Source organism: Mesorhizobium sp. B3-1-6 (genome assembly GCF_006439555.1).
Taxonomy (GTDB): Bacteria; Pseudomonadota; Alphaproteobacteria; order Rhizobiales; family Rhizobiaceae; genus Mesorhizobium.
Genome location: NZ_VFTM01000063.1, coordinates 1 through 11258 on the forward strand (window position 1 = coordinate 1; position 11258 = coordinate 11258).

General features: G+C 58.3%; 7 protein-coding genes and 2 pseudogenes. 5 read left to right on the top strand and 4 right to left on the bottom strand.

Going from position 1 to position 11258, the window contains the following annotated elements; all coding sequences use genetic code 11:
* A pseudogene (locus FJ414_RS30955) lies at window positions 1-189 on the top strand (S-(hydroxymethyl)glutathione dehydrogenase); the annotation flags it as partial.
* 308 nt (window positions 190-497) lie between these two features.
* Here FJ414_RS30955 and FJ414_RS30960 read toward each other — a convergent pair.
* Window positions 498-1319 carry a hypothetical protein gene (locus FJ414_RS30960; protein ID WP_246672544.1) on the bottom strand — a complete coding sequence of 274 codons (822 nt, stop codon included), beginning with the start codon at window positions 1317-1319 and terminating at the stop codon, window positions 498-500.
* Between the two features lie 177 nt (window positions 1320-1496).
* Complete coding sequence (locus FJ414_RS30965; RefSeq protein WP_140648143.1) at window positions 1497-2687, bottom strand: FkbM family methyltransferase; 1191 nt, start codon at window positions 2685-2687, stop codon at window positions 1497-1499.
* 416 nt (window positions 2688-3103) lie between these two features.
* On the opposite strand from FJ414_RS30965, the gene FJ414_RS30970 reads away from it, so the two are divergent.
* On the top strand, window positions 3104-3892 hold the full coding sequence (locus FJ414_RS30970; RefSeq protein WP_246672545.1) for a TylF/MycF family methyltransferase: 789 nt from the start codon (window positions 3104-3106) through the stop codon (window positions 3890-3892).
* A 72-nt stretch (window positions 3893-3964) separates the two neighbouring features.
* Entirely contained in the window at window positions 3965-5431 is a 1467-nt protein-coding gene (locus FJ414_RS30975; protein ID WP_140648144.1) for a hypothetical protein, read from the top strand.
* Between the two features lie 35 nt (window positions 5432-5466).
* Here FJ414_RS30975 and FJ414_RS30980 read toward each other — a convergent pair whose 3' ends face one another.
* Complete coding sequence (locus tag FJ414_RS30980; protein ID WP_140648145.1) at window positions 5467-8256, bottom strand: glycosyltransferase family 25 protein; 2790 nt, start codon at window positions 8254-8256, stop codon at window positions 5467-5469.
* An 844-nt stretch (window positions 8257-9100) separates the two neighbouring features.
* On the opposite strand from FJ414_RS30980, the gene FJ414_RS30985 reads away from it, so the two are divergent.
* On the top strand, window positions 9101-9415 hold the full coding sequence (locus FJ414_RS30985) for a hypothetical protein (protein WP_140648146.1): 315 nt from the start codon (window positions 9101-9103) through the stop codon (window positions 9413-9415).
* Window positions 9416-9507: 92 nt separating this feature from the next.
* Window positions 9508-9957, top strand: a pseudogene (locus FJ414_RS31960) (DUF4347 domain-containing protein); the annotation flags it as partial.
* 493 nt (window positions 9958-10450) lie between these two features.
* Here the strand turns inward: FJ414_RS31960 and FJ414_RS31965 are convergent.
* Window positions 10451-10885: a DUF4573 domain-containing protein gene (locus FJ414_RS31965; RefSeq protein WP_348640032.1), complete on the bottom strand. Its 435-nt coding sequence runs from the start codon at window positions 10883-10885 to the stop codon at window positions 10451-10453.
* Window positions 10886-11258 lie beyond the last annotated feature (373 nt).

Consider the following 11258-nt stretch of genomic DNA (forward strand, 5'->3'; position numbering starts at 1 on the left):
AGCTGGATGGGCACCGCCTTCGGCGGCGCGCGCGGCCGCACCGACGTGCCAAAAATCGTCGACTGGTACATGGAAAAAAAGATCCAGATCGATCCGATGATCACCCATACGCTGAAGCTCGAGGACATCAACAAGGGCTTCGACCTCATGCATGAGGGCAAGTCGATCAGGAGCGTCGTGGTTTATTGAGGAAAGCCACCGGGCCGCAGGCTACGGTTCGACGCAACAACTACGCCAAGCCCACGGTTCTGTGTTCCCAAATACTGTGCCTCGGGCAACGGCGTAAACCGGCGGCGTGGTTAGGTATGAGACCTCGATCACGCCGCCGGTGCAGTTCAAAAAGGGTTGTGTGCGTCAAGTTCTGCAAAAGGGGCGTGGATGCCAGCGGTGTTGCCTCTCCAATGAGGAGTGCACTCCTGATCGAGTGCCGGACTAGATTCGGCTATTGAATGTGGTCCTCGCTGTCTACCAGCGAGCAACAGCTGGTCGGCCAGGTATCACTTGAGGCCAGGCAGAATTCCCAAAATCTCGCTCAAGTGGATCGGCAACTGAGGTGACGCGTGCAAATCGGCGCAGCTGTCTTTCCAGCGTTGCAGATATTCGCCGATTGGAATGCTGCTCCGGCCAGGCCAGCGATTGAGTGCGCCAAGGGCCTCGATACATTCTGAAGCCCCCTCGTATTGAGCGAGAATGTTCAAGGAGATTGCTTGTGCGAATGAGTTGAGGTTCGGAACTTCGATCTCGCTTCGGTGCTTGGCAAACCACGTTGCCGGGTCGCTAGTGAGACCCTGAGAGTCGGCAAGCGTCTTGTAGCCGTTGACGATGTTCTGGCGATACTCGGCGATGGCGTCGCCGAAGGCGTTGTCGCCGGGAAAGGGCGGGTTTTGTTTCCAGTCCTTCGCCAGGCGCCCCAGGCCACGCAGCGAAAAGGCCTCCACCATGGCTTCCTCGAGCCATTGACAGGGAGGCGCGGGCTTGGCGTCGGCCTGCCAGCTGTTGGCAAAGACATGGCCGAGCTCATGCCCGAATTGGTAGGCGAGCTTCGACCAGTCCCGCTCGCCGATATCGACAATTGTCCAGGCCATGCTGCTGCCGTCGGGGTGCAGCCAGACGGCTGGCGAACCGGAGGTATGTTCCTCGACGCGCAGTCTCGTCGGCTGGCGATCTGAAACGAGGCGGACACCGTCGAGGCAAGCATGGCGCATGCGCTCGACGACCTGAAGGGCGGCACCCGGCAGCATGCGACCCCAGTCGCCGGCAAGCTCGATGGGGGCGTGAAGCAACCCGGCTGGGGTGGCAGCTTGAGCAATCACGGGCATAGCAGCCGCCAGACTCCTGTCCAGACTCCATCGCGATGGGCAAACCAGGCCAAAAGATGTGACCGTTAACGCCGTAAACTCTCGTCGGTTCATCGAAACCACTTCCGACCCGATGGTCGAACCTTCGAAACAGAGATCGTGGGGTTGAGCAATTGGCTGTAGTCCCTCGGTAGCAGTTTACCGGCGCAGGACCACAAATTGATGCGCGGAATGGCCAAGATGAAGGGAAAACCCTTCAACGATAAGCTTTCGCATCATCGCATCCGTGGCTGCCTCGCCGGAGACCGCATAGTGCGTCTCCATGATGATCAGTCGAATACCGGACAGATCGGCCGCCTCCAGCAACTCGACCTCTCCACCTTCTATGTCGCAAATGAGGACATTTGCGGAATGGTCACGTATCTCGTCTTCAAGACAGTAGACAGGAATTCGAACCTTGTCGACGATACTCGGTTCCGTCGCTGTCGCATCGAGCCTGGAAGCCCAAAAAGATTTGTCGATATAGAACTCGACGGTTTCACCCGCGCCGAGGATCTTCTGTCGATTTTTCAGAACCCCGTTGCGCGACTTGATCTTGGAAAGGCCGTTTCGCCTGAAGTTTTGCCGAGCATCATCAAGAATTTTAGGGTTCGCGTCGAATGTCAGAACGTTTTCAGCGCGCACGATCAATGCGGCTGTCATCGCCACCAGCCCTATCGCGGTTCCCACTTCGATAACACGGTCTGACGGGTGAACCAGATCGGCAGTCAACTGCCGCTCACGCCCCTCGTAGTAATTTCTGCGAAGTGCATCGATGATTGTCTCTGAGTAATTTTCAGTGTCCACGAATATGTCAAAGCCGCCAACGCCCATGAAATAGCCATCCCGTCCAATTGGGATACGGTTATTTTCGCGTTCTTCATCGGTTAGTCGAGCGCGTGTAGCTTGATCGAGAGGATCACCAAATATCTGACATTCACTGAAGTGCAAGCATTCATAGCCGTCAAGCCTAACCCTCACGAACCGGGCAATATGATCTCCAGAAATATTCGCAACGTAAGGCCGCCCGTCTGAATCGCCAAAGACCCCGCTATCAATTTTTCTGTAGAAGATCCTCCAATGCTCTTCGTCAATTGATCCAAGAAGGCTAAAGTGCCTTAGCCTGTGCGCTTGATGCTGCCGATTGTATATAACAACTTGCCGAATTAGAAACTCGCTGCCAAGGTCGACCTGCCACCAGGGATCCGTTTCCGTTTTGGTATGAAATCCCATTTCGCCAGAAATCTTGCCGTCGTTTCCTCCCCGAGCGTCCTGCTCCGGGTGCGGGCTGAATGACCATTCTGAGGTCGAACTTTGAGTTGCAGGTTTGTTGATCGCGAGGTTTATCACGGCAATTCAGAGCCCTTTCCGCTTCGCTATTGGTGCACCTTCACCCGCGGTTCAATGCCACGAGTCAAAATGTAGATCTCCGCAAGAGCGGCCGTCCCACCGATGCGGCAGGGAGCAAGCTTGCGGACGCCGCGCCCCACAAGGATATGGCAAAATCTCGTGTTGCACTTCGATTTCTAATGTCCGACTGCCTGAAACTAAATTAGCATGATGTCAGTTTTTGGCGAAGGATCGTAAAGCGGACGGGGCGTCCGGAACGAGGGGCTGCATTTCGAAGGCGTATTGTGGAGAAGAGCTTTTCACAGGTGGCTGACGAAGTTACGGCGACAGCGCAGTTCGATCAATCGCGCTCGTATCCATCCAAAAGCCCGCGCGGAAGCAGCGGTTCCGATCAGGCTCTCAGAAGGAGACCAGCATTGAATGACAGTCATGACTTCCTGACCGCCGCCGTGAAGATGCGGAATAGATATCTCAATCTTCTCGAAGCATCGTTGACCGGAACCTTATACGGCGACGCGCCCATTGATCCGTGGACCGGTGGGCAATACGACCCGAACAAGCGTGCCCTCGGGCGGGATTGGCCAGGACTGGCGCAAACCATGATTGGCTCGGCGAGGATGCGCAATTTGCGGCATCTGTGCGAAACCGTGATCCTGAACGATGTTCCTGGCGACTTTATAGAGACCGGGGTCTGGCGCGGTGGAGCGTGCATTTTCATGAGAGGCATTCTTGCCTCATACGCCGAAACGCGACGTCGGATCTTTGTCGCTGACAGTTTCGCCGGCCTTCCTCCTCCAAGTCCCGAAAAGTATGCGGCGGACGTTGGCGACACCCACCACGTGCATGGAGAACTGGCGATCTCCCGGAAGGACGTGGAAGAAAATTTCCGCAGATATGACTTGCTTGACGAGCAGGTTGTCTTCCTTGAAGGCTGGTTCAAGGACACGCTCCCAAATGCCCCGATACAAAAATTGGCGGTTCTTAGACTGGATGGCGACATGTATGAGTCGACCATTCAAGCTCTCGATGCGCTCTATCACAAGGTATCGTATGGGGGATTTGTAATCGTCGACGACTACTTCCTGGCCCCGTGCGCTCAGGCTGTGGATGAGTTCCGCGCTAGAGGCAACATCACTTCGCCCTTAATTCCGATCGACGGCTGTGCCGTGTGGTGGAGGGTTTCCGAGCCCGCAAATCACCAATGACAAACCCCCATCGGGTGACGTGAGCAATACTATTCGAAGGCGACCGCCCAGCATCGAACGAGGCGATCGTTCATGGCGGGAATGCCGGGGGATGGGGATGACGTGAGCACAAGAACACACATCACACTTCTCGTTCATCCGGGGATCGTGCAGGTGCTCGCAAGCATGGTCAGGATGCTCGCCGATGGTTTGAGCGAGATCTCGATCGGGACGGACATCATTCATGATTTGCCTGCGGATTTCGACGGGCGGGCGATCGTACTAGGCGCCAATCTTTATCAAACGTCGGCTTTGGATCGTCTGCCTGGAAATTCTATTATATTCAACGTCGAAAATTATACATCAAATTGGATCACGGATGATTATTGCAATCTCTTGCGGAGGTTTCATGTATGGGATTTTAGCGAGAGTAATGCCATCTTTCTATCCAGGAAGATAGGTCGCCCGGTCCATTATTTCCGGATGTTCTACGTTGATGGTCTTACGCGAATCGGCGATGCTGAACAGGATATTGACGTTTTATTCTATGGATCATTCAATGAGAGAAGGTCGGCAATAATAGACGAAATGCGCGCTCGTGGGCTGCGCGTTGAGGCATTGTTCAATGTTTTTGCCGGACAGCTCGATCAATTCATTGCTAGATCCAAGGTTATTATCAATATACATTTCTACGGTAGTGGGCAGCTCGAAATAATCCGCGTATTCGATCTTCTGGCCAACGGGCGCGCGGTAGTAAGCGAGATAAATCCGGGCGAACTTGTGGACGCCGATTTGACGGACGCCTTCGTTGCGGCGCCATACGAGAACCTTGTCGCCGCGGCCGAGGCGCTGGTGCGCGACACGGATAGACGTCACAAGGTAGCGAGGGCCGGGTTCGAGGCATTCAGTCGACGCAGAGCAACAAATATACTTCCGGAAGCGCTTGCCTGGAGCGATTTGCCGAACCTACCCGGCGACGTTGTACTCGGTCGGGGAAAGATACGCGATCCAAGGGTGCTGAATATCGATATCAGCAATCGATGGCATCCCGACATCGTGGCCGACATATCGGATCCTGGCCTGTTCGAGCGTGAATTTATGTCCGAGCGCTTCGGACCGGTTCGGATGGATCGGGGACTATTTGCCAGCATAACGGCCTCGCACGTGCTCGAGCACGTTGCGGATCTTGTGACGGCTATGACGAACTGCCTGACTTTGCTGGCGGATGGAGGGCTGTTCAATATTGTGGTGCCATACGACCTGTCATACGGTGCCTGGCAGGATCCTACCCACGTACACGCCTTCAACGAGCGGAGTTGGCTCTACTATTGCGAATGGTACTGGTATCTCGGATGGACCGAATCCAGGTTCGAATTGGTGGAGCAAACCTTCGGCTATAGTTCGATCGGGGATGCGCTCGCGGCGCGAGGTGTCTTGGAGGACGAGATCTTGCGCAGCCCGCGGGCGGTAGACGAGATGCGCGTGGTGCTGCGCAAACGGCAACTGACCGAGGCTGAACGTGATTACGGGCGCCAAATGCGTGGCGATAGCCGCGCGTGAAGTCGCGGGCTCTGCGACTCCGTGAAAGCTGGGCGCTAGCCCGAGCTTTGCTGCCGATCCATTGACATCCGCTCTGACGATTGCCCGTCGTCTGGGATGACGAGTGGCGCAATGCAAAGGAAAGCTTGCATCGAGCCGTACGCCCCGCACATGGCGCAATCGATGCCCGTGTCCTCGATCACGACGCCCGTTCCAGGAAACGGGATAAGCCGGCGTTGTAGAGGAAGGCACTTTTGAAGGAGTTTGCGTGCACCTGACGGCGAGACTGTGTAGGCCTGCGTTCCAAACGAATGTACCAGCCCGACCAGCGATCTCGAGAATTTCTCAGCCTGAAACGAGGTCCCGTTTCTATTTCGGAGGTCGTAGAATTCCAGCTTTGCTTTGGAGAAGCCGAAATCCAGCCAGGCGAACAATGGGTCAAATAGATAGCCCCACTGGATGATATCCCAATCCCTCGGAGCTCGAGCCATGAGATCGGCCGATTCCTCCAGGAACCGAAACGATGCACGGACGTCGTCTTCAAAGACGGTTATCGGCTTGTTCTCCGAAACCGCCAGCTTCCACAGGTTGATATGGGATAGAGCACACCCGAGCGTTCCTGCCGGATACGCGCAATCGCTGGTGATCAGGCCTTCCTCTATGAGCGCATTCCGGTCCAGGGAGGCGCCGTCGGCGGCCGATACCCGAAGCGTATTCTGCGTCAGATGCCAATTGTCGCTCTGATACTTGTTCCAGCGGTCGACGCTCCGGTCGAGGTTTATCAGGTGAATTTTCGGCGAATCCCGTGGCTCGGCCGGCGCCGCCGCGACGGCAGCGATCTCCGCCAATACCGGGACGTCACCCGCGCTGCGCAAAAGCTCGCCTGCGCGCTCGATTCCATCACTTACATGATATTCGCCATCGCCGAAGGTGATGTAGCCGTAGACCTGCCGGTTATCGATGTATTGAACGATCCCGGCCTTGCGGGCGCTGTCGGCAAAGATGACGTACTCGTATCGCGTGGTGCCGTCGTCATATGTCAGCTCGGTCAGCACGTCGGCGCGGACAAGGTAGGTGCAATGCACGAGCGGTATTTCAATGATGCCGCGGACATGGCGGTTAAGCACCCAGAGATACTGATCGCAGTGCTGATAATATCCGCTCGCGTCGACCTCGGCGTGGTAGTTCGAATAATACTGACCGGGTGCGATGGAGCGTAGCAGCGGCGCAACGATAGGCACGTCGAGCGCGACGAGTTCCCGCAGCGTGGCCGGTCGCACGAAATTGTCGACGTCGACGACGAAATAGAATTCGCAATTGTGCTCGAGGGTTTTCCGCAGGCTGATGTTGCGGATTCTGCCGAGCACCTTGAAACGCGTCTCGTTCCATTCGTGCTCGCGAAACTGCTCGACCCGGTCGGACACGTCCGACGTGTCGATCTCGACCGCGGAATAGAGGTGGCCGACGCGTTCCAGCCATTCGCGCAATATGTGCTCGGTTCTATCAGTGTTGTTGTTTGTTCGGATGTAGAGGACGATCGATTCTTTAGGATAGTCGAGCGCTTCGATGCAAGTCAGGTAGAGCGGCAGCGCGGGCTCCTTCTGCTTTGCCAATATCGCGACAAGGACGCGCGGCGTGCCTTTGAGCCGCGAGCGTAACGGGCGCTGCGCAACAAGCGCGTGCTGCTCGACAAGGCTCTCTGCGCCGAGGCTTCCCAATACCGGCGGCTCGCGGACCTCGAGTTTGTCCGCGGCGAAACGGGCATTGGCCACAACCCGCTTCAGCATGTCCGCCGGCAATTTGTCGGAGGCCAGCAGTTTCAGACAGGCATCGAGCGATTCCCGATGGGCGCCCGCCCAGTATGCGTTGACTGACAACTCGTCGAGCAGTCCGTAGTCGTAGACCCAAGGCTGGACGAACAGACCCGCCGGCTCCGTGAGACTTACACCGCGACGCGCATAGTCCAGCCCTTCCGCGTTGCGCCCCTGGTTGCGGCAGTAGAGGCTCGCTGCGTGCAGCGCCTCCACGCGCGTGGGCACTGTCGCGGTCGCGCGCTCATAGACCGCGACGACTTCTTCGAAGGGCCGGGCAAGCGCCGCCATCAGGTTCCCGGCCTCGAGCAGGCTTACATAGACCTCCTCGTTCCAGAAACCCAGTTCAGCTCGCTTCAAATACTGTTCGAGCGCCTTCTCGCGCTCGCCAAAATCCCTGTAACTCTGCGCCAGATAGAAGGTGTAGCGCGATATCAGGAACGGGTCGGTTTCGGTTGCAAGCACGTTCTCCAGCACCGCCGCGTCGTCCTGGTATTTTCGCGGGTTCTGGCTGCGCGCTCCGCCGCGCCCCGTTGCGATGCGAAAACCCTCGGCGTTCTGCCTTGAGATGGGGCCGGGGGGGCCTTCCAGATATTCGTGCAACACACCCTTGAAGGAAAAGGCCAGCCGGTTGCTGCAGATCTGCGGGCGGTAGAACGCGATATTTCCATGCAGTACCTCGACATCGTAGAGATCTTTGTCCATCCGGGACTTGAACAAGGCTGGCTCGAAGTCGCGATCGCAGATCAGCATGTCGTCCGCGTCGATGATCATCGCATAGTCGACGCTCTCGATCTCGCGCAGTCGCTCAAGGGCGAAGCTGCGGTTGTAGGCGAAGTCCCGCCACGGCTCGTCGATAACTGCTCCCTTGACATCGTTTTGCGCGAGAAAGCCTCGGATCAGGTCTTGTGTGCCGTCGGTGGACCCAGTGTCGACGACGAGCACATAGTCGACAAGAGGAAGCGCGCTGGCGAGGCATTGCAGGATGACCTTCGCCTCGTTCTTGACGATCATGCACAGGCCGATGGTGCTCACGCCGGACCCTCGTTGAGGCGGCCATATTTGCATCGCAGTGTCATGTCGCACAGCAATCCTTTTTGATGAGGATTCGATCGTCTCTCACGCTCGTCTCACAGCCGCCGCAGCCTAAGCCATTTTGATGAAGGCTCTCAATTTTCGCGATTGAAATGGCCCTTAGCTAACTCTTGGATTTTTAAAGTGTTCACGCCCTGGCATGTCATTTCGATGACAGTCTCTGATGGGTGACCCAGCGGTTCTGAATTAATAAATTGTAAACCAAACCATTTACAAGTTTAGAAATTTCGAATTTACTAATATCTAATGCAATGGAGGGTAGCTGCGGATTTGGCGAAAGAGCGCCGGTCCGCGGTTGTCTGCGAAGCCAGGAGAGTATCCGGGAGGAACGCCACTCACCCGTGAGGGCGCGGTGTATGTGGTGGTGGGCGAACGTTTCGCCGATTGGTCCTGAATCCGTAATCTAGGCTACCGATCTCCCAATGATGGTCCCTCGCAAGTAGCCGGCTCCTTGCAAGTCGTGAACAATCGCGACCCGCGTGATGGAGTTGGCAGTGGTCCGTGTAACATCACCCACCAGACGGCGCCGCGTTGACGTGGCCTTCGGCCTCGGCCTGTGTCCAGCTCCTCTCAATCTTGCCACCTGCGGTAGTCGCCTTGCGACTGGTAACGACGTCCGCCTGACTGTGTATCTCGGGCGGCGCATTCCTGGGATTGGACAATTTTCGGCTCTCGCCGTCGTGGCTTCACCCGCCCGGCTGCGGAAGCTCGGCACCGACTGAAACCTGAAGCTGAGAAACGACAATAACGGCGGCGTTGGCCGCAGCGGATCGAGGAGGACACTATGAGCTTCACTGCGGGCTTTGCGGTCATGGAAGTCACCGTTCGAGGCGCTTTGCCTATCGGCGACGGGACCGAGAACGTCACCTATTTCATTCTGGACTCGGCCAAGAACACGATCGTCGGCCAGGTCATACTTCCCAAGGCCGTACCGCGCAGCCTCGCCGTAGCCCTCACCGTCAAGGTTCCGAGCGCAGCCGGCTCGCTTGCGATCGGCACGTTCGACGAAGGCGGGGCTTTCCAGGCTGCCAGCTTCCTTCGCGTGGAGACCCCCACAATTCAACGCCCCGACGGTGCCGTCGGGGCGGCGGGGCGATGACCGCTGCCAAATGTCTGGTTCGTGCCGCTCGCCGGTCAAGCCGGTTGAGCGGTTTTCCCTTGAATTGAATTCCAAGCCAACAGGAGCCAGTTATGGCCCGCGCCTCTGAAATTCTGTTTGTGGATCCTTCAGTCTCCGACCTCGAGACGGTTCTTGGCAATCTGAGGCCCGAGGTCGAGGCTGTCGTGCTCGACGGCCGGCGGCCGGTGGCGCAGCAGATGGCGGACGTTCTCGCTGGGCACGAGGGGCTCGACGCGGTTCACGTCATCGCGCACGGCTCGCCAGGCCGGGTTCAATTCACGGCTGGAAACTGGTCCGTTGCCACTGTGAGGGACGAGGCTGAGGATTTCGCCGCGATAGGCAAGGCGCTTGCCGAAGACGGCGAGATGCGGCTGTGGAGCTGCGAAACGGCCTTGGGGAATACTGGCGAGACGTTCGTGGCCGCACTGGAGGCGGCTGTTGGTGCAGACGTTCACGCAGCCAGATCGCTGGTTGGCGAAGCCAGGCTGGGTGGTAGTTGGGAGTTGTCAGCGCGACCGGGCCAGTCGTCCCTTCTTCCGCCGCTGAGCTCAGCGGGCGTAGCAAGCTACGCAGGCGTGCTCGCTGTCGATCTGACGTTGACTGGTGATCTGACCATCCAAAATGGCAGTGCTAACATAAATACATACTATCTGGTAGATACTACGCTCAATCCGCCGGTGTTGGTTGGAAGCTTCTCCCTTCCGCAATCAGGTAATAATAAAGTAAGTGAATTTGCTGTTACAATTACAATACCGGATCCAACTCATACTTACAAAATATACGACTCTGGGTTTAATCTTTTCGGAACATTAACGCCTGGTGGCGGAAATACTTACACACTCCAGGACGGCCCTACCTTCGGTCCGAGCAACGGCAACGGCGGCAACCATTTCGATACTGGGACCTTCAGCACCAGCACAGTCGGCGCTACCGGCCCGGCGGGTGCTACCGGCGCAACCGGAGCCACGGGTGCGACCGGCGCTGGAGCGACCGGCGCCACGGGCGCGACCGGAGCTACGGGCGGAACTGGTGCGACCGGCGGTACCGGCGCGACCGGCGGCACGGGTGCGACCGGCGGTACTGGCGCAACGGGCGGTACTGGCGCAACGGGTGGTACTGGCGCGACGGGCGGTACTGGCGCGACCGGCGCCACGGGTGCGACCGGCGGCACCGGCGCAACGGGTGAAACTGGCGCGACGGGCGCCACGGGTGCGACCGGCGGGACCGGCGCAACGGGTGAAACTGGCGCGACCGGCGGTACCGGTGCGACCGGCGGCACCGGCGCAACGGGTGAAACTGGCGCGACCGGCGCCACGGGTGCGACCGGCGGCACCGGCGCAACGGGTGAAACTGGCGCGACCGGCGCCACGGGTGCGACCGGCGGTACCGGCGCAACGGGTGAAACTGGCGCGACCGGCGCCACGGGTGCGACCGGCGGTACCGGCGCAACAGGCGAAACTGGCGCGACCGGAGCTACTGGCTCGACCGGAGCAACCGGTGCGACGGGTGAGACCGGAGCAACTGGAGCAACCGGCTCGACCGGAGCCACGGGTGAGACCGGAGCGACAGGCGCAACCGGCTCGACCGGGGCCACTGGTGCGACGGGTGAAACTGGAGCGACTGGCTCGACCGGCTCGACTGGAGCAACCGGGTCAACAGGCGCCACAGGTGCGACGGGTGAAACCGGAGCGACAGGCGCAACGGGGTCGACAGGTTCGACTGGAGCCACGGGCTCGACTGGAGCAACCGGAGCCACGGGTGAGACCGGAGCGACAGGCGCAACCGGCTCGACCGGTGCCACTGGTGCGACGGGTGAAACTGG

Coding starts and splice junctions, on each gene's coding strand:
- FJ414_RS30985 (WP_140648146.1), top strand. CDS start 9,101: ATGAGCTTCACTGCGGGCTTTGCGGTCATGGAAGTCACCGTTCGAGGC.
- FJ414_RS30960 (WP_246672544.1), bottom strand. CDS start 1,319: ATGCCCGTGATTGCTCAAGCTGCCACCCCAGCCGGGTTGCTTCACGCC.
- FJ414_RS30975 (WP_140648144.1), top strand. CDS start 3,965: ATGGCGGGAATGCCGGGGGATGGGGATGACGTGAGCACAAGAACACAC.